The 16,729-nt window shown below is 42.5% G+C and carries 18 protein-coding genes; 1 reads left to right on the plus strand and 17 read right to left on the minus strand.

From position 1 onward, the window contains the following. Nucleotides 1-40 precede the first annotated feature (40 nt). The 15 genes from NH462_RS16085 to NH462_RS16155 all read right to left on the minus strand — a co-directional run bounded on the left by NH462_RS16085 (nucleotide 41) and on the right by NH462_RS16155 (nucleotide 13,946). Nucleotides 41-1,093, minus strand: coding sequence for a chemotaxis response regulator protein-glutamate methylesterase (locus NH462_RS16085; RefSeq protein ID WP_253106629.1), 1,053 nt, complete (start codon nucleotides 1,091-1,093; stop codon nucleotides 41-43). Further along, nucleotides 1,093-1,593 (minus strand): chemotaxis protein CheD, encoded by a 501-nt coding sequence (locus NH462_RS16090; RefSeq protein WP_232288046.1) that lies wholly within the window; start codon nucleotides 1,591-1,593, stop codon nucleotides 1,093-1,095. Before NH462_RS16090 ends, NH462_RS16085 begins: the two co-directional genes overlap by 1 nt. After that, a complete protein-coding gene (locus NH462_RS16095) occupies nucleotides 1,587-2,387 on the minus strand; it encodes a CheR family methyltransferase (RefSeq protein ID WP_253106631.1) in 801 nt (266 codons plus the stop codon). Before NH462_RS16095 ends, NH462_RS16090 begins: the two co-directional genes overlap by 7 nt. An 11-nt stretch (nucleotides 2,388-2,398) precedes the next feature. After that, a complete protein-coding gene (locus NH462_RS16100; RefSeq protein ID WP_253106633.1) occupies nucleotides 2,399-4,633 on the minus strand; it encodes a methyl-accepting chemotaxis protein in 2,235 nt (744 codons plus the stop codon). A 14-nt stretch (nucleotides 4,634-4,647) separates the two neighbouring features. Continuing rightward, nucleotides 4,648-6,624 (minus strand): chemotaxis protein CheA, encoded by a 1,977-nt coding sequence (locus tag NH462_RS16105; protein WP_253106635.1) that lies wholly within the window; start codon nucleotides 6,622-6,624, stop codon nucleotides 4,648-4,650. Between the two features lies 1 nt (nucleotide 6,625). After that, a complete protein-coding gene (locus NH462_RS16110; protein ID WP_253106637.1) occupies nucleotides 6,626-6,910 on the minus strand; it encodes an STAS domain-containing protein in 285 nt (94 codons plus the stop codon). A 10-nt stretch (nucleotides 6,911-6,920) separates the two neighbouring features. Then, complete coding sequence (locus NH462_RS16115) at nucleotides 6,921-7,286, minus strand: response regulator (protein ID WP_253106639.1); 366 nt, start codon at nucleotides 7,284-7,286, stop codon at nucleotides 6,921-6,923. Nucleotides 7,287-7,294: 8 nt separating this feature from the next. After that, entirely contained in the window at nucleotides 7,295-8,482 is a 1,188-nt protein-coding gene (locus NH462_RS16120; RefSeq protein WP_253106641.1) for a methyl-accepting chemotaxis protein, read from the minus strand. Beyond that, the gene (locus NH462_RS16125) at nucleotides 8,482-8,997 is read right to left on the minus strand and encodes a chemotaxis protein CheW (RefSeq protein ID WP_253106643.1); all 516 of its coding nucleotides are present in this window, start codon (nucleotides 8,995-8,997) and stop codon (nucleotides 8,482-8,484) included. Before NH462_RS16125 ends, NH462_RS16120 begins: the two co-directional genes overlap by 1 nt. Nucleotides 8,998-9,313: 316 nt before the next feature. Beyond that, nucleotides 9,314-10,612, minus strand: a complete 1,299-nt coding sequence (locus NH462_RS16130; RefSeq protein ID WP_253106645.1) for an ATP-binding protein — start codon at nucleotides 10,610-10,612, stop codon at nucleotides 9,314-9,316. Between the two features lie 2 nt (nucleotides 10,613-10,614). Next, on the minus strand, nucleotides 10,615-11,196 hold the full coding sequence (locus NH462_RS16135) for a chemotaxis protein CheX (RefSeq protein WP_010372790.1): 582 nt from the start codon (nucleotides 11,194-11,196) through the stop codon (nucleotides 10,615-10,617). After that, a complete protein-coding gene (locus NH462_RS16140) occupies nucleotides 11,193-11,558 on the minus strand; it encodes a response regulator (RefSeq protein WP_010372787.1) in 366 nt (121 codons plus the stop codon). The genes NH462_RS16135 and NH462_RS16140 overlap by 4 nt, the downstream gene beginning before the upstream one ends. Nucleotides 11,559-11,843: 285 nt before the next feature. Further along, complete coding sequence (locus NH462_RS16145) at nucleotides 11,844-12,278, minus strand: acyl-CoA thioesterase (RefSeq protein ID WP_010372783.1); 435 nt, start codon at nucleotides 12,276-12,278, stop codon at nucleotides 11,844-11,846. Beyond that, nucleotides 12,275-13,099: a M23 family metallopeptidase gene (locus NH462_RS16150; protein WP_253106648.1), complete on the minus strand. Its 825-nt coding sequence runs from the start codon at nucleotides 13,097-13,099 to the stop codon at nucleotides 12,275-12,277. Before NH462_RS16150 ends, NH462_RS16145 begins: the two co-directional genes overlap by 4 nt. Further along, nucleotides 13,092-13,946 carry a 6-carboxytetrahydropterin synthase gene (locus NH462_RS16155; protein ID WP_253106649.1) on the minus strand — a complete coding sequence of 285 codons (855 nt, stop codon included), beginning with the start codon at nucleotides 13,944-13,946 and terminating at the stop codon, nucleotides 13,092-13,094. The genes NH462_RS16150 and NH462_RS16155 overlap by 8 nt, the downstream gene beginning before the upstream one ends. Before the next feature lie 240 nt (nucleotides 13,947-14,186). On the opposite strand from NH462_RS16155, the gene fabA reads away from it, so the two are divergent. Beyond that, nucleotides 14,187-14,702 carry a 3-hydroxyacyl-[acyl-carrier-protein] dehydratase FabA gene (fabA, locus tag NH462_RS16160; protein ID WP_010372774.1) on the plus strand — a complete coding sequence of 172 codons (516 nt, stop codon included), beginning with the start codon at nucleotides 14,187-14,189 and terminating at the stop codon, nucleotides 14,700-14,702. Between the two features lie 70 nt (nucleotides 14,703-14,772). Here fabA and rmf read toward each other — a convergent pair whose 3' ends face one another. After that, entirely contained in the window at nucleotides 14,773-14,943 is a 171-nt protein-coding gene (rmf, locus tag NH462_RS16165) for a ribosome modulation factor (RefSeq protein WP_010372771.1), read from the minus strand. Nucleotides 14,944-15,431: 488 nt separating this feature from the next. Beyond that, nucleotides 15,432-16,727, minus strand: coding sequence for a serine--tRNA ligase (gene serS, locus NH462_RS16170; RefSeq protein WP_017217428.1), 1,296 nt, complete (start codon nucleotides 16,725-16,727; stop codon nucleotides 15,432-15,434). Between the last annotated feature and the right edge of the window lie 2 nt (nucleotides 16,728-16,729).

Raw genomic sequence — 16,729 nt, forward strand, 5'->3', positions numbered from 1 at the left:
AATCGCATAATCAAGAGTTGCGCTTATCAAAACAGTAACATTATGAAAAGCATTGAGTTATCGTCATCGGCACGTCCGCTAGAGTCACTTCTTTACTGTGAGCGTTTAACTTAATGGCCTCTTTTGGCATTCCAAATACAATGCTGGAGCTCTCATCTTGTGCATAAGTCTTCGCTCCTGATTTCTTCATTTCTAACAAACCAAATGCACCATCTGCGCCCATTCCAGTTAATATAAATCCGACAGCATTGCTTCTAACTTGCTTCGCAACAGATTGAAATAATACATTGACCGAAGGCTTATGGCGCTGCACTGGCGGCCCATCTTTGAGCTGAGTGTAATAGAATGCGCCACGACGAACAAGCTGAAGGTGGTGGCTGCCTGGCGCGATGTACACATGGTTAGCCAATACGCGTTCGTTATGCTCAGCCTCTTTAATCTTTAATTTTGAAATATCATTTAGCCTTTGAGCAAAGGCTTTAGTGAAGTTGGCTGGCATATGTTGCACCACCACAATACCAGGCAATTCGGGTTCTAATTGACTAAATATGTACTCAAGCGCTTGCGTCCCCCCTGTCGAAGTGCCGATGGCTACCACTTTATCAGTGGTATTAATGGAAAGGTTGGTATTGCTCATTGCAACATTGATAGCAGGCGCGCGGCTTATGTCTTCCGTAGAGGACTTTGGTCTGTAGAATCTCGCTTGCTTAACCACTTTAATCAATTGCTCGCGTTTAGACTCAAGAAATGATTTTAAGCCACACTCAGGTTTAGTTAAGATTTCAAATGCGCCAAGAGAGAGTGCCTCTACCGACAATTGAGCACCTGTGGTTGTTAGCGATGAACAAATGATCACGGGGATAGGTTTATTGGCCATGAGCCAGCGTAAAAAGGTAATACCATCCATCTGTGGCATTTCTATATCAAGAATAATTACATCTGGCGGCTCTGCCAACACGCTGGGCTGCGCCAAGACAGGGTTGCTAAACACCTTAGTCACGCAGATTTCAGGCGAATACTCCAACATCGCAGTGACCGTTTGCCTTACCACAGCAGAGTCATCGATAATATAGACAGAAATTTTATTCGACATCAGGTTGCTCTCCTGCTCGATAACGCAACATGAAAACGGTCTACCCGGCAAGAGCCATCCTTGAGATCCACTTGAATTCTCCGATAATAAGGGCCACCAACATCACGCGCAATAAGCCTAAATCCATAATCGTCAATCAGCTTATGACTCATTTCGATGTTTCGCATACCGACAGTCTCTGAACAAGACGTTTTGAACATCTCTCCACCACCAAAAAGCTTAATCTCCACACAATCCTCAGCGATACTAAACCGCTTTAAATATTGGCGAACCAACGAAAAAGTCTTATCGACATATTTAGCGGGCTCATCGTCATTCGGCTTTTCTGTGGTTGGCAATAGCATATGACTGACAACAACTAGTTGGTGCTGCTTAGACACTAAAACAAATGAAACACAGGACCCCAGCAAGGTATTGAGCGTTGCTGGACGAAATGACTCAATTGCCAAACTACCCGGCTGCAAAAATATTGATTCAACGTCTCTGTTTGGCATCAACATTTTGCATACACCGCAGGGGCGATTGACTCAAATTTGTCATACACGCCATTTAAGCTCTCGGAGTGTCCTAAAAACAAAAAACCTTGCTTCGGCATCGCCCTATAAATATTCTCGAGGATTTTTACCTTTTCGTCTTTTTCAAAATAAATCAGTGCATTACGGAGGAATATTATGTCAGCTTTACCACCGATATAAGGCACAAGTAGATTATTTTTGAAAAAGTTAACCTTATGATAGAGCTCATCATTCACCATAATATAGCCGGTCTTCTCTCCGACGCCATTTAGACAGTATTTCCTTAGGTATTCATCAGGAATGTTTTTAGCACGATGTAAGGGGTAAATTGCCTTTTTCGCTAAATCTAGCATCCGCTCAGAAATATCGCTGGCACGCACCACCCAATTCCCGTGGCCATAATGCTCCTGTGTGCACATGGCCAAGGTGTATGCCTCTTCGCCAGACGAGCAAGCCGCACACCAAATATCTGGTGCAGACTTTTGGTAGTACGTGGTAAACAGCTCTGCTAACTTCTCAAAGTGTTTACGTTCTCTGAAGAAATAGGTTTCATTGGTAGTCAGCAAGTCGATGCACATGTTTCGCTCACCTTTGTTATTGGGTATTTTTAGATACTCAATGTACTCGCCATAACTACTTAATCCTAAAATCCTCAGTCTTTGATTTAGCCGTCCACAGACTAAGTTCTTTTTATGATCCCTAAGATGTATTCCTGATTCAGCTTTGAAGAAGTCAGCAATACAGGTAAGTTCTTGATCGCTAATAAAGTCCCCAATCATGTGGCACCTCCTTAGAACTGTTCAAAGTGCTCTTTTGAGCGAGCTTGCCCAGCACTAACTTCTTTTTGCTCGGCGACAGGTTTTGCTTCTGTTTGCGGTTTTCCTCCTTCTAATACTCGCATTTTGCTTTGGCTTTCAATGTCTCCGATTTTAAAATAGGCGACGAGTTGGGTAAGCGTCTCTGCTTGACTGGACATTTCTTCCGCGGTAGCTGCTAGTTCTTCTGACGATGACGCATTTTGCTGCGTTAGCTGGGTGATTTGATTCATCGAGTCGTTGATTTGGCCAACACCTGCCGCTTGTTCGTCTGACGCTGCGGAGATCTCTTGTACTAAATCAGAGGTTTTACCAATCGCAGGTACGATTTCAGCAAGTAGACTGCCAGCTCGCTCGGCTTTGCTAACCGAGCCAGATGCCAGCTGAGATATTTCCTGCGCTGCAAATTGAGATCGCTCAGCAAGCTTTCTGACTTCAGCTGCCACCACTGCAAACCCTTTACCATGCTCTCCAGCTCGAGCCGCTTCTATGGCAGCGTTGAGTGCCAACAGATTCGTTTGATAAGCAATGTCATCGACAATACCTATCTTAGAAGCAATTTGTTTCATGGCCGATACGGTCTCTTCCACGGCGCTACCGCCTTCTTGTGCTTCACCTGCCGCTTTAGATGCCATACCGTCAGTGATTTTAGAGTTTTCTGCATTTTGTGCAATGGATGCCGTCATTTGCTCTACAGAGGCTGATGTCTCTTCAACTGATGAGGCTTGTTCGCTTGCACTTTGTGCCAGTGACTGGGCTGTAGAGGAGACTTCGGTCGATGCCTGTGCTAGCGATTCTGAGTTAGAACGAACATCACAAATAATGCGACTTAAACTGGAGATTGTACTATTTACGCTTTGTTTCAACTCGTCATAGACACCTGAATAGCTTCCTGCAATCTCAACATCAAGGCGGCCTTCTTTTAACCCCTCCATGACATTAGCAATTTCTTGAATTGGCTTTTCAGTCGCTTCCAATACCTCGTTAAGACCATCAGTCATGGTTTTAAATGCGCCGGCATAGTTTGAGGTATCGGCGCGATTTTGGATGTTTCCTTTGACCGCTTGTGAAACCAACTCGACGATATCGTTCGCTAAGGTATCTAACACATCGGTGAGATTGGCTGTACGTTGCGCCAGCTCACCTAAAAGCCCTTGTGCTTGTACTTTGGGCTTTAATGATAAGTTACCTTCACTCACTGCGTTTAGCACGGCAAAATTGTCCTCAAGTACCGATTCCAGCACTTCCATCGACTTATTATATGCCTCTGCAATTCTGCCTATCGATCCCTCTAATTCATTGGCTTCAATGCGTCTGTCAAATTCCCCGCAAGCTACCGCTTGGAAGGCAACACCAAACTCTTCTTCTAACAAGCGCTCTTTACGCTTTTCATCAGTTACGTCTTTCCACTCAACCGTAGTAGAAATACGCTTATTGTCTTCATCAAATACAGGGGTGATCATGAGCTCCAAGCTGTGCTCACCAACCCCTAGTCTCGCAACGTGCGTTGAGGTTAAACTCGCTAACATAGTACGCTGGTGGCTTGGATTACGGTGGAACTGGTCAATACTTCCTCCCACCAGTTTGTCAACGCAAAAGGTAGGTAACGTGCTTTGGATCGCACTTTCTAACCTGAGTAACATGTCTCGCATAGCACGATTTATATAAACAATGTCGTAATTTTCATCAGCCAGCATAATGCAAGCGGTACTGTAATCCATGGCTTGTTTATAAAAATCGCTATTACTTCCAGCGCTCAAACTCGCTTGGCTGATTAATTTAGCCACGAAGCTACAGTTAGCAATGGGCTGTTCTAATTTCATGACTTCTAATTGATAAGATCCGCTTGACATATTAACTATGGTGGCCTTGTCTATCAGCTCGGAAAAATTATTGTGCAATGACAGCATATCAGTAATATATCTACCATCACTTTGTGCGTTATTTGCAATAAGCTGGGTAAATTTATTACTTTGATGAACAATCCGACCAGCACCATCTAAGAGTGCAGCAAATGTGCCTGTGGTTTCGATAGCCGCTAACTCTGCGTTACTTTTAAGCAAACTTAACACATTGGTCGCAAGTGTTTTGGCTTCCCCTTCATATAAAGCGGGGTTTACTTGGGTAAGATCTGAGTGTTCAATCGCGTTTACGACTGCCTTTGACAACTGATTAACTTGTTTGTCAAAGATTGCTGGTAAAATTCCCATTATGTATCCCCTTATTAAGAGTTAGCTAATTTTCTAGATTCAGGTTCATGAGCAAAATCATGAATAAGCTTTGGTACATCAAGAGTGAGCGCAATGTCTCCTGACCCTAAAATACTTGAGCCACTTATCCCCGACATCTTTTCAAATAACGCACCGAGTGGTTTAATGACCGTTTGAAACTCACCTAACAGCTGATCGACGACGATGCCTGCTCGCAACTGGCCGTACTTCACAACGACAATACTTGGTCTGATCTTAGGGTTCGTCGGTAAGTCGAAAATACGACTCAAATGAATAAATGGCAGCACCGTACCGCGCAGATTAATGTAATCGGTTTGACGAGTTGCTCCATTGCCAAGCGGAAGTTCAATACACTCTGTAACCATATCGAGTGGAATGACGAACTTAGCATCAGCAACACTCACCATAAAACCATCAATAATAGCCATGGTTAACGGCAACCTGAGTTGGAAACACGTACCTTGGTGCTCGACAGATTCAACACTCACCGTTCCACGTACCGCTTCAATGTTTTTCCTCACCACATCCATGCCAACGCCGCGTCCCGAGATATTTGATATTTTTTCGGCTGTGGAAAAGCCTGGTTCGAAGATTAAGTTAGCAATTTCTTTGTCGGTAAGCTCAGTATCAGGTGAGATCAGATTACGCTGAATTGCCTTTTCCTTAATTTTTTCTTTGTCTAGCCCGCGCCCATCGTCACTGATCTCAATTACGATACTGCCCGAATCATGAAAGGCTTTGAGCGATAAAGTACCGTATTCAGGCTTTCCACTGGCCGCTCGTTGTGCAGGTGGCTCCATACCATGGTCAATGGCATTGCGAACTAAGTGCGTGAGGGGGTCGACTATCTTTTCAACCATTGATTTATCTAGTTCGGTTTCTGCACCCACGATTTCTAAAGAAACCTGTTTTTCTAACTCCTTTGAGGTGTCGCGCACCACACGGCTAAAGCGATTAAACGTTTCGCCTATCTGTACCATTCTGAGTTGCAGTGTACTGCTTTGCACATCACTAACGAGTTGTTGAATATGCTCAACAATTTCAGTAAGAGCCGAGTCGCGTATTGTTTTGGTGTGATCTTCGAGTGCCGCAGACACGATAACCAGCTCGCCAAGTTCATTGACTAACTCATCTAGCTTCTGCGCTGGTATTTTCATCATCCGCTCGGGATTCTTTGGTTTGATTTTGTTATTTTTGGTGGGCTGTTGGTCAGTTTTGACAAGTGTTGGTGTTGGCTTATCATCTTCAATTGGGGCTATCTCAATATTTGATTCTGCAGCAATAAACTCAAATGCTTCATCAATATCTTCTCGCGTAGAGTGATGTATCTCTAGCTGCATTCTAAAATGGCATAATTCTAGTTCATCTGGTGTGACCGCGTTAAGCGCAGGTACCTCATCAATTAGCCAATCTACTTCTACCGTACTACCTTTACTTTCGATGTAGCGAATAATCGAGAGTGGATCAAAACCATCCACCATGCAGGCCTTATAAAACTGCGCTGAGACTCGAAAGCTCTGCGTTGCTTCTTGATTTCCGACAACGGTTTGCTCACTTGAGGCTTGGTCTTGCAAACCACTATATGACTTTAAACTTTCTAGCAGCCCAGCTTCAGCATCGGTCAACGCCTGAGGAAAATCTTCGTTTGACTCTAAGCACTTAATTAACGCACTTATATGGTCATTACATTCGAGCAGAGTCGAAATCAGTTTTTCGCAAGGATTTAGCGCGTGATTACGAAGAAGCTCCATAGTGGCTTCAACAAAATGCGTAAAATCGACAATATGGTCATAACCAACAACACCGGCAGAGCCCTTTATGGTATGTGCAGCACGAAACGCCTCGTTTATGATCTCGTCGTCACTATTTGGCAGTATAGACTCCATTGCCAAGAGGCTTTCTTCAAATTGAAGTACCAACTCCTTGGCTTCTTCAATAAAGACCGCTTGAATTTCGGATAAATCAACCATCTTACCTCCTTAGCGCGCAGTTTGATGCAACTAAGGTATTGAGTAGCCATAAGGCACAAGGTGAGTGATGCTCATCAACCCCTATCACTGATAACGGCTTTTCCGTACAACACTGTGCAAGCGCAACAACTAATTGAAAGCCTGCAGCGTCCACCTCCAGCAGCTCGCTAAGGTCAATCGCAACCGCCGTCGTGTCATCGCTTAACATGAGCTGCCATTTTGCTGCCACTTTGCTCACTTCATAAATGGTCAATACTTCTGGCAGCACAATGGTTAAGTTGCTCATATTTATGCTCCTAAGCCAAAATACGTGAAACGGTATTAATCAGCTTTTCGGGTTTAAACGGCTTTATCATCCAAGCCTTTGCTCCCGCTTGCTTGCCTTGATTCACGAAATCCGAGCCCGATTCTGTGGTAAGCATCAAAAAAGGCGTAAAACGATATTGACCCATTTCTTTCACCTTCTTCAACAAGCTCAGCCCGTCCATGTTTGGCATATTCAAGTCACTAATGATCAGGTTGATTTTACCATCATCTAGCTTGTTGATTGCGTCAAGACCATCACAGGCATCAATGACCTCATAACCTTCAGCGAGTAGTGTCATTTTTGCCACCTGACGAATTGAAGCCGAATCATCTACAATCATAATTTTCTTAGTCATAAGACCTCCTAGAAAAATGTTACTTCATCTTCAACATGGTCGTGTTGAGACGTATTTTCAGTGGTTGAAACATGACATTCCCTTTCTTCTTTCATAGTGTAAGAGTTGAACATTTCTTGCTGTAATGCAGCCAACCCTTCCTCGCCTAGCTCACCTTCTGTCCTGTATAGCGAGACTAATGAAGTGAGCCCTTTGCAAATGTGTTCTAGCTTTTGGCTCACTCTATCTTGAAATTGAAAATCGGTTATCGCGTCGTCGACGTTCGCTTTTATCTTGCTTGCGGTATCATCTAATCCATGTACCGATTGCGTCAGCTCATTAGCGACCGTCGCCATCTCATTGAGCACTTTTCGGATATGTAATTCAGCGTCATCCATAAGCGTAACGTCTTGTGCCTGTGATTCGGTGAGCTTCTCAGTGTTGTCAGAAACGGCATTGGTTAAGCCATTCATCTTTTCAATAATAAGCTCTGCAGCTTCTGAGGTAATATCCGAAAGCTCACGCACCCTTTCCGCTACCACGGCAAACCCCCGACCGGCTTCCCCCGCTCTTGCAGCTTCAATTGATGCGTTGAGTGACAATAAAGTGATCTCTTTTGAGATTTTTTGAATGGATTTTGTTTGCTCAGTTAATTCCTTGGCAGCATGGCTTACAGCTTGATTGGAATTAACAACCTCGAGTTTTGAACCAAGAGCCACGCGCAAGCTGTGCAGGACTTCATTGAGTTCTTCTTGGCTGTGTTTGGCAAAACAATGTTCATCATCACCAAAATTTTCTACAGAACCTCGTGCCGATTCGATAGTGTTATTTAGTGCCTGTCTTAGCTCTGAAAACTGCAGGGTAAGCCCTGAAACCGAGTCATTACCCAAGGTCTTAATACTGTAGACCTGATTAATAACGGTTTCTAAAATCGCGGCAACAGATTCCGTATTGTGCTGCTCTACCTCGCAATGCTCTTGCATCTCACTCGAATAACTAGCAAATGCCTCACAATCGAGAATGACTTTTGCAGTTAAATGACGCTGCCTTAACGTTACCGCTAAGAGTGCACTGGTGATGAGCACAGAAGATAGCGATAAAATATCAACGCGAACACTGAGTAATAGCGTGAGAGACAATACTAGGCTTAGCAACACCGCAGCGCTAATGTAGTACTTGTAGATTGCCTTTAGCTCATTAATTGGAAGTATCTGCATTATGCTGACTCCCCAAGGTGACTACTACGCTCACTTAACTCTATTAGCTCAGCCATCTCTTCAACTGATAGAACTTTTTCAAGGTCTAGCGCGATAAGTAGCTCATCGCCGCGCCTTACCATGGAAGCGATGAAGTCAGCTCTGATTTGCGCGCCAAACTGAGGTGAGTTGGTTAAATCTTTTGCGTCAACTTCTATGACTTCATTGACGCCGTCAACAATGACACCCATCTCAATGAGGTTGTCAGCAATACTGAATTCACAAATGATGATGCAAGTTCGTCTGCCAACTTCTATTACTTCTCCACAAAGCCGAGCTGACAGATCGATAACGGGTACAACTGAGCCTCTTAAATTAATCACTCCTTTAATGAACTCGGGCATCAAGGGGACTTTTGTCACGGAGCCCAGTTCAATGATCTCTTTTATTGACAGGATCTCAATTGCATAGCAATCCTGTCTTGACTGAAAAGTGAGATATTGCAATGACTGTGTGTTTTCTGTGATCGCTTGCATATTTCGCCTCGTCTCATTTGTCCTATATGTTACTTTAGTCTCACACTTCTTATCTGTCAAAATTTGAACAATAATTTATTTTAACTATTTCTTATCTGCACAAATTAATTTAAAAACAGATAGTTATAAATAATCTCCGGTGTTAAGTCTTATCGATGTGACGGTTTTACAGTGGATTTTTTGATGATGAAAGCTGTGTCAGAAAGCTAAACCCAGCTGATTGAGAACTGGATAATCAGAAAAAAGGAGTACATGAATTGCAAAAAAACGCTAACCTAATGAAGGCTAACTTTATTTATGAACTGGGTTTGATTAATTAATTATCCGTAAATTCGTCAGAGAAATCTGCTTCGCTGAGCTTAGGAAAGGATACCGTAAACGTCGTGCCGACACCGACTTGTGAGTCAACTTGAATGCGACCCTTGTGCTTGGCGACAATGCTATATGATAGAGACAACCCAAGGCCAGTGCCTTGACCAACAGGTTTGGTGGTAAAAAATGGATTAAAAATTTTATTAATGTCCTCAGCTGGGATCCCTTTGCCTGTGTCTTGGATGGCAATAATCACCTCGCTTTGTTTATCTTCAATAGAGATAGTTACCGTACCGCTTGACTCTATAGACTGTGCAGCATTGATGATTAAGTTTAAAAATACCTGATTAATCTGCATCGGCTGACAATATAGCAACACTTCATCATCAAGGGAGTAAGTTTTGTTGATAACCGCATGGTACTTAATTGAGTTGTTTGCTATTTTCAGTGTGCTTTCAATCCCTTTAATGAGATCTGCCTCTTGCCACTCCTGGTTATCAACATGAGAAAAGGATTTTAAACTCTCAACTATCTTGGATACTCGGTCCAGCCCTTCTAAACACTCTTGCAGTAATTCAGGTACGTCCTCTTTTAAAAAGTCGATACTATGCTGATTTTGGAGCTGCTGCTCCTGCTGTGCTAGGTCACTGTCGGCAAATTTACTAAAATTCGATTCATAAAAAGCGAGCATCGCAAACAGTCCGCTAGCCTGGCCTTCTAAACTTTGAATATTGGAATTCACAAAACCAATTGGATTATTGATTTCATGCGCCACGCCAGCAGCTAATTGGCCAATTGCAGCCATTTTCTCAGACTGTAGTAATTGGTTTTGTGCAGCTTCCAACTTAAGGTTGAGTGTTTTTAACTCCTGCTTTTCTATCTCTAATGCTTCGGTTAGACGTTTTTGCTCTTGATAATAGCTCGCCAGCTCCGTCACATCTTGTATGATCACGCATACCTTTTTCACTTCTTCAGAATGCTCAAAAATCGGCACATATTGAATGTTCTGATACATTGAAGTTTCATCGCCAGTAACAGGACGGCTGCTGCTAAGCTCAAACACATGAGGACGATGCTCCCAGTAGCTAAAACTTGCTGCTTTTAAAGCAAAAACACTCTTCAATTTCCGCTTAATGATTTTTGCAGCTTCAGGAAATACCTCGTCGATGGACATGCCCTCAATATTTTTGGGAGTGTTATCCGGTAGCCGGTTTTTCAAAAAATCATTTGCAAAAACCACCGTATGTGCTTGGTCTAGGACACAAATTCCAACCGGAATGTAACGCTGCAATTCGCTAAACACAGTCAGTCCTCTATTCCAAGCATGGCATTAAGTTTTTGGATCACTGTTTTAATGGAGTTTTCATCCAGACAGATAATCACTCTCGAATCAAAAGCAATAGACTCGATTATAAATGCGATTTTCATCACCAGTGTGGTTTTCCACTCAGCAATATCGTCGGATAGCTGATGTTTATAAATAGTCGGCATAGTTAATGAGGTTTTAAGCTCTAACTGACTAGAAAAGCCGTTTAAACATGCACCAGCCAAAATGTTAGACAAGTCTAATAAGACTTCATTAAGATCAGAGTCATCGAGCGGACTATCGTAGTCCATAAGTTCGGCTATTTCTTGTAAGCCTTGCGGTGACAATAGATTAATGACTTCACCTTTAATTTCCCCTAAAAATGACTGCCTCGTTCTATAAACATGTGCGGTATTACAGATCTCATTGAGTTGATTTGGGCTTACCGAAGTAATTTCAGGGATAGATAAACTAATTTTAGTTTCGATTAATCGAGCTAGAGAGTTGGCTGCCTGACCCATGGATATATTCATTAGCTCTTGCAAGCCATCCCTTTGCTCTTCACTGAGTGGCATATTCATAATAAACCTAGCTCTTGTAGCGTGTTATGTAGCTCTTCTTTTTGTAGTGGCTTTTGCAAAAAGCGAAACGCGCCGAGTTTATCTACCAACTTTTTCGCTTCGGGCTGAATATCAGCGGAAATAACGATTACCACGGTTTTTGCATGGTGCTCGTGAAGATGCGTAAGAACTTCAAAACCATCCATTTCAGGCATGGTTAGATCCAAAAATAACACCTCAGCTTTGCCCTGCTCAACCATCACCAATGCTTCTTTGCCATTTTTTGCCTCACTGACCTCGACATCCCAGTCTTCAGGTATTGCCCTAAGCACAGCCTTTCTCGACATCATAGAATCGTCTGCAACGGTTACTGGAATTGCCATGAGCACCACTCCTATTTCACTTTATTGGTAAAAAGTATGGTCTTTGGCTTTTTGACTGTCAAAAAATTATGAGTAAAAAGTGACTCATTTGTCCTCTGAATGAAAGAAACTCGACTCGAATAACAAATGATGGCTGGATTAATTATCATAAAAGGGCTTTAGCCGTTCCTGACAAGTAGCAATTTTACAAGTTTTTGTATGATGTGTTCTTTATATTATATTAAATATAGGGCTTAGCCCTATATTTGTTTTAGAGATTTAAAAAAATAAAATCTGAGCGAAAAACTAGCTGTCAAAGCCATTTAGCATTTTGTCACAAACCACAGGAGTTGGCCTATGATTGTCATCCACGGCAACAAAGGTAAAACTACCTGTAATTGCTAAGTGTTTATCATCTTTGTGCATTCTTTCAAGATAGATTTCAACATCAACCTTTAAGCTGGTATTACCAACATGCACTACTTTTGATACTAATTCAGCAAAAGTACCAGCAGGAATTGCCTCTTTGAAATCGACTCGGTCTGACGAAATCGTTACCAAAGGTTTGCGACAAAAACGCGTTGCAGCAATAAAGGCAACTTCGTCCATCCAAGCCAGTGCGTCACCACCAAATAAGGTGTTGTGATGGTTTGTACGGCCTGGGAATACGGTTTTTGTTACGTGTGTGATTGAGCTTTTAATGCGTTGCTCAACAATGGCTTGTCTTTGTTCGTCTGTCATTTTTTTACTGCTTTATCCGCTAGTGTATCTTTCATAAGTAGAGCTGGGTCGAGTCGTTCCCCGAACCAATTAAAGCGCCAATCCAAATGCGGGCCAGTTACCCTGCCCGTTGCGCCAATTTCAGCGATTTTATCGCCTGTTTTTACCGTATCGCCAGCCTTAACATCCAGTTTACTAAGGTGGATATACGTAGAGGTAATGCCGTGACCGTGATCGATAATCAAAGTGCCGCCACTGTAATAAAGATCTGGATTTGCAAACACCACCTTACCCGATACCGGCGCTAAGACCGGCTCACCCGTTTTGTTTGCGATATCCAATCCAAAATGTGGTCGTTTTGGCTCACCATTAAAATATCTTTGGCTACCATAAACACCTGAAATACGGCCCTTCGCAGGTCTGAAAACGGGGTCTTTAAAGAATAATAAATCCGAATTGCCTTGTCTTGCTTTTGACACTGCTTGTGCTTCTTCACGTATGCGCTTTAGCACCGACTCTGGTGGCGAAACATACTTTTTCGCCACCCCCGTGATCTTGTCTATATCGTAATCTCGTTTCGTGATCACTATCGCCTGGCGATGCTTTTGACCATCATCAGATTGCCAACTCAAGATGTGGTTAAGTTCAGCATCACGACCAAAACCAAACACGAAATAGCCATCTTTCGAGCGTTTTAATTTTGTCTCGTTTAGCTTTATCTCAGTTGCATTTTCAAGCTTGCCGACGACCAAGCCACCTTGTGTCAGGTGACCTTTTAATTCAAGCGCCTCAGCAAATAATGTGGTGCTCGCAAGCAATATGACAATTGCACGTTTAAGCATACGCAATCGCTCCTTTTCCAACCCCTTCGTACGCTCTTACTTCAACCTTATCATGTGGGTTTTGCAGCTTTATTTGGCCAGCAAGATACTCCGCAATACATTCAACTGTTGTATCACAAGGTAATATATCGCAACGTGATTTGCTGATCGCCAACTCAAAATATCCCTGCGACGAGGTATATGCGAACGCATAATCTTTATCATGCGCGGTTACGTACTGAAGCAAACTAGGATCAATCAAGTCTTCTTCACTGCCAAGATAAATATCTTGCCATTTATCCGCCCATTGTTTTTGTAATCTAGGCATGCTGATATCATTTAGCTTCACACCAATCAATGAACGATGACCATGAATAATACGCTGACAGTTACCATCGTGTTTCTTTAAGCCATGGCTATAGTGATAATAGAAGCCAGTTGCGGCCTCTGGACGCAGTGTTATATCTAAATCTTTCACGTTTTCAGGCATATGCGGCATAATAACAGACTTAAGGTAAGCGATTGCATTGGCTTCATTGATTTCATCCCCTTCCACTACACACACCGCTTCTTCCGGTGCATTCATGGCTAAGTGATTCCCATCAAATTGCATATCAAATTCAAACCGGCCTTCACTGTGTTTTGCATTACACGCAAGCGCGCTGGGTACCGCTAATTTGTGGTCCAGCTTTTCGTCGATAATACGTTTGATTTGCTTTTTAACTTTTGCAAAGTCTAACACCATAGACTCTTCGTTTAGCTCACCATGCAACACAATATCGGTGATCCAGCTTTCACCTACCGCACCACGACGTGGGCAAAGGTATGAAAAATCAATTACGGTCAAAGAGTCAACAAAAAGGAGCATAGATCACCTAAAATAGCCTGCTAAAAAATCATCCCCGATTATAATGATTTTCACATTATAAATCGCCCTTAATTGGAACTGATTTGCATTTAATCTCTTCAATTTTTTGAAATTTAATCAAATAGACATATCTTTAGCGCAAAATTTACAAGTCTCCGTACGCTTTTTAACTGTTCGGAGTTGTTTAGCGTACATCTGTACGCTAAAGTAGCGTCAATTTGCAAGTTAAGAAGAAGATTTATGGAACCGAAGAACAGCTATACAAAAGAAGAACTTATTTTATGTGGTCGCGGAGAAATGTTTGGTGAAGGCAACTGCCGCCTACCTAGCGACAACATGCTGATGATGGATCGCATCGTTCAAATTAATGATGACGGTGGTGAGCATGGTAAAGGTCAAATTATTGCTGAACTCGACATCAACCCTGATCTGTGGTTCTTCGACTGCCACTTCAAAGGTGATCCAGTAATGCCTGGTTGTTTAGGTTTGGATGCGATGTGGCAATTGGTAGGCTTCTTCCTTGGTTGGTCTGGTGGTCCTGGTCTTGGTCGTGCACTCGGTGTGGGCGAAGTGAAGTTTACGGGTCAAATCTTACCGACTGCTAAAAAAGTAACTTATCGCATTGAAATGAAGCGCGTTATCAAACGTAAGCTATTTATGGGTCTAGCAGATGGTATCGTCGAAGTTGATGGTCGCGTGATTTATGAAGCAAAAGATTTGAAAGTAGGTCTTTTCCAAGATACCAGCGCATTTTAATATTTTCGCTGTTATCGCTTTAAAAACACACAAAGCCCCGTCTGGGGCTTTGCTCTCCTAAAATTCGGTATCAGGTTTTAAAGATGTTGCGATTATCCATCGCTTCTCGCCATCCGCCTAACCATTCTGATCTGTGTTCTACTTGTTGATAGGGACAATTTTCTTTCGACCGACCGGCTAATCCTGCCTTAAATCCTTGTGAATGTGCTCTTTCTAAACGGTCTCTTTTCTGTCTCTTCATAGGTAATATCCTCACCTTTTTCTCGATCAGCATTAGCGTTTCTAATACTGTGTAGTTCAAACTTGAGCGAACGTCATTCAAAACGAAGATAGTGACTTACGGTATAATGACAATTCGTACTAACAATTTAAATTAAAGATTTTATTGAGAAAAGTTAAACACGAGCGACATCGTATTTCATATAGATGTGCTACTTACCGATGAGATTTGGCCAAACCCATACCTTCAATAAATCACATCTCAGCGAGTCATGCAACGATCAGAAATGTAATTCTTGTACAGCTAAGCACAAAAAGCATAATTATTTTACTTTTATATAGATACCTAGATATTCAAGACGCAAATTATTGGTTGATGATCTTGTTTTTCTATATTTCCCTGTAAAAAAACATTCATAATATAGTAATAAAAAGAGGCTGGACGAATCCAACCTCTTTTCAATAACTTGAGTTTTTAAATCGAGCAAAGCTCAATTAAGCAGTACTATCTTAGCTTGCTTTAATAACCTCTACACCACCCATATATGGTTTTAGTGCATCAGGTACAATAATTGATCCATCTGCCTGCTGGTAGTTTTCTAAAATCGCAACTAGAGTACGACCTACCGCTAAACCAGAACCATTAAGGGTATGAAGTAGCTCAGGCTTCTTTTCACCACTACGGCGGAAACGCGCTTGCATACGGCGCGCTTGGAAATCCCACATGTTTGAACAAGAAGAAATTTCTCTGTAGGTATTTTGCGCTGGTAACCAAACTTCCAAATCGTACGTTTTCGTCGCACCGAACCCCATGTCTCCAGTACAAAGCACCACTTTTCTATAAGGTAAGCCAAGTGCTTGTAAAATTTGTTCTGCATGACCTGTTAACTCTTCAAGCGCTGCCATTGAATCTTCAGGTTTAACCAATTGAACAAGTTCAACCTTATCAAACTGATGTTGACGAATAAGTCCGCGCGTATCACGCCCGTAGCTACCTGCTTCGCTTCTAAAACAAGGCGTGTGCGCCGTCATCTTAATCGGCAGCTCTTTTTCGTCATAAATAACGTCACGAGCGCAGTTAGTTAACGGTACTTCTGCTGTCGGAATTAGACTAAAGCCATCTTGGTCTTCAGATAATGCTTCTGTATGGAATAAATCTTCTGCAAACTTAGGAAGCTGACCTGTACCAAACAAGCTCGCTTTATTCACAAGATATGGTACATACATTTCTGTATAACCATTTTGCTCAGTGTGGGTATCCAGCATTAGTTGTACAAGCGCTCTATGCATACGCGCAACGCCACCGCGCATCACTGTAAAGCGAGAACCACTTAGCTTAACACCAGTTTCGAAATCGAGACCCTTATCAAGCGCTTCACCTAGGTCAACATGGTCTTTAACTTCAAAATCAAACTGCTTTGGCTCACCCCAAGTGCTTATTTCAACATTCTCAGACTCATCGGCACCTGCAGGTACCTCATCAGCAGGGAGGTTTGGCAACGACATTGCGTAGTCATTAAGTTCAGCAAGAATTTTGTCTTGCTCTTCTTTTGCCGCACTTAATTGGTCACCCAAGTTTGCAACAGCATCTAGTAAAGGTTGAACATCTTCCCCTTTCGCTTTAGCTTGACCAATCGCTTTGGAGGAACTGTTACGCTCACTCTGTAATTCCTGAGTTTTGGTTTGTAGCGCTTTGCGCTTTTCTTCTAATTCGGTGATCTTAGCAACATCGAGTTCAAAACCACGCTTTTTCAAACGCGCAGCGGCTTCCTCGATGTCTTGACGAAAGTATTTAGAATCTAACATTG

The sequence above is a fragment of the Pseudoalteromonas sp. OANN1 genome, assembly GCF_024124685.1.
Taxonomy (GTDB): Bacteria; Pseudomonadota; Gammaproteobacteria; order Enterobacterales; family Alteromonadaceae; genus Pseudoalteromonas; species Pseudoalteromonas piscicida.

Excerpts from the sequence above, each read along its gene's own strand:
- fabA (WP_010372774.1), top strand. The coding sequence starts at position 14,187 with ATGGAACCGAAGAACAGCTATACAAAAGAAGAACTTATTTTATGTGGT.
- NH462_RS16090 (WP_232288046.1), bottom strand. The coding sequence starts at position 1,593 with ATGTTGATGCCAAACAGAGACGTTGAATCAATATTTTTGCAGCCGGGT.
- NH462_RS16145 (WP_010372783.1), bottom strand. The coding sequence starts at position 12,278 with ATGACAGACGAACAAAGACAAGCCATTGTTGAGCAACGCATTAAAAGC.
- NH462_RS16100 (WP_253106633.1), bottom strand. The coding sequence starts at position 4,633 with ATGGGAATTTTACCAGCAATCTTTGACAAACAAGTTAATCAGTTGTCA.
- NH462_RS16155 (WP_253106649.1), bottom strand. The coding sequence starts at position 13,946 with ATGCTCCTTTTTGTTGACTCTTTGACCGTAATTGATTTTTCATACCTT.
- NH462_RS16095 (WP_253106631.1), bottom strand. The coding sequence starts at position 2,387 with ATGATTGGGGACTTTATTAGCGATCAAGAACTTACCTGTATTGCTGAC.
- rmf (WP_010372771.1), bottom strand. The coding sequence starts at position 14,943 with ATGAAGAGACAGAAAAGAGACCGTTTAGAAAGAGCACATTCACAAGGA.
- NH462_RS16115 (WP_253106639.1), bottom strand. The coding sequence starts at position 7,286 with ATGACTAAGAAAATTATGATTGTAGATGATTCGGCTTCAATTCGTCAG.
- NH462_RS16125 (WP_253106643.1), bottom strand. The coding sequence starts at position 8,997 with ATGCAAGCGATCACAGAAAACACACAGTCATTGCAATATCTCACTTTT.
- NH462_RS16150 (WP_253106648.1), bottom strand. The coding sequence starts at position 13,099 with ATGCTTAAACGTGCAATTGTCATATTGCTTGCGAGCACCACATTATTT.
- NH462_RS16110 (WP_253106637.1), bottom strand. The coding sequence starts at position 6,910 with ATGAGCAACTTAACCATTGTGCTGCCAGAAGTATTGACCATTTATGAA.
- NH462_RS16120 (WP_253106641.1), bottom strand. The coding sequence starts at position 8,482 with ATGCAGATACTTCCAATTAATGAGCTAAAGGCAATCTACAAGTACTAC.
- NH462_RS16085 (WP_253106629.1), bottom strand. The coding sequence starts at position 1,093 with ATGTCGAATAAAATTTCTGTCTATATTATCGATGACTCTGCTGTGGTA.
- NH462_RS16140 (WP_010372787.1), bottom strand. The coding sequence starts at position 11,558 with ATGGCAATTCCAGTAACCGTTGCAGACGATTCTATGATGTCGAGAAAG.
- NH462_RS16105 (WP_253106635.1), bottom strand. The coding sequence starts at position 6,624 with ATGGTTGATTTATCCGAAATTCAAGCGGTCTTTATTGAAGAAGCCAAG.
- NH462_RS16135 (WP_010372790.1), bottom strand. The coding sequence starts at position 11,196 with ATGAATATGCCACTCAGTGAAGAGCAAAGGGATGGCTTGCAAGAGCTA.
- serS (WP_017217428.1), bottom strand. The coding sequence starts at position 16,727 with ATGTTAGATTCTAAATACTTTCGTCAAGACATCGAGGAAGCCGCTGCG.